Origin of the sequence: Paenibacillus mendelii (genome assembly GCF_024498075.1) — a bacterium.
GTDB classification, from domain to species: domain Bacteria; phylum Bacillota; class Bacilli; order Paenibacillales; family Paenibacillaceae; genus Paenibacillus_Z; species Paenibacillus_Z mendelii.
Genome location: NZ_JANHOF010000064.1, coordinates 1 through 1,005 on the forward strand (window position 1 = coordinate 1; position 1,005 = coordinate 1,005).

General features: G+C 43.9%; 1 protein-coding gene. It reads left to right on the top strand.

The genetic code is table 11. The annotated features are described in order from the left end of the window. Positions 1-81: 81 nt before the first annotated feature. A complete protein-coding gene (locus tag NNL21_RS36030) occupies positions 82-759 on the top strand; it encodes a helix-turn-helix domain-containing protein (RefSeq protein ID WP_204822800.1) in 678 nt (225 codons plus the stop codon). Positions 760-1,005 lie beyond the last annotated feature (246 nt).

The window sequence follows — 1,005 nt, forward strand, 5'->3', positions numbered from 1 at the left end:
AGGAGCAGTTTGCCGCTGATATGCTCCCCTTACGGTAGACAGGTGAAATAATAAAACCTGCTACAGTAAGGGGAGCTCTTCATGTTTAAAAGAAAATACGAGGCTGCGGATAAACACGCTATTCTTGAAGAAGCATCAAGTGGAGAAATTGGTTTTCTAGCTGCAGTCAAGAAATATGAGATCAACAAAACGACTTTAATGAAATGGCAGCGTCGTTATAAGCTGTATGGTTATGAAGGACTGAAGAGTCGTACTCATAATCGAAGTTATAGTGCTGAACTTAAGCTTCAGGCGGTTCAGGATTACCTGGAAGGTAAGTTATCCAAATACCAGATTATTGATAAGTACAAGATCGCCAGTACAACACAGCTTTCCAACTGGATTAAGAAGTATAATGGTCATAGCAGCTTAAAAGCCTACAAAGGGGAAGCAAAAGCTATGACAAAGGGTCGCTCTACGACGTGGCAGGAACGGATCGATATTGTTCAATATTGCTTAACACATCAGCATAATTACCAACAGACGGCGCTTCACTTTCAGGTCTCCTACCAGCAAGTATATCAATGGGTGAAGAAATTCGAAGCTGGGGGTCAGGATGCGTTAAAGGATAGCCGGGGACGAAAGAAAGCTCCGGAAGAGTTAACAGAGGCTGAGCATCAGAAACTCGAGATGAAGAAGCTGGAGTATGAAAATGAGCGACTTCGGGCGGAAAATGCATTTCTAAAAAAGTTACGGGAATTCCAAAGGAGGCGAAGTTAAGCCAATATCGCCAGGAGAACGTCTACCTTGTCATTCAAGTGCTTCAGGAAGAAACGTCCATCAGCGTTCAGCATCTGTGTGAAATTGCTGGAATTGCACGCTCAAGCTATTACAAGTGGCTAAACCACAAACCTAGCACTCGTGAGATGGAGAACGCGCGACTGGCACAGGTTATGATGTCTATCTATGAGAAAGTGGAGCGCACCTTTGGATATCGTCAACTAACCCTGCACATGCGCAAAGAAA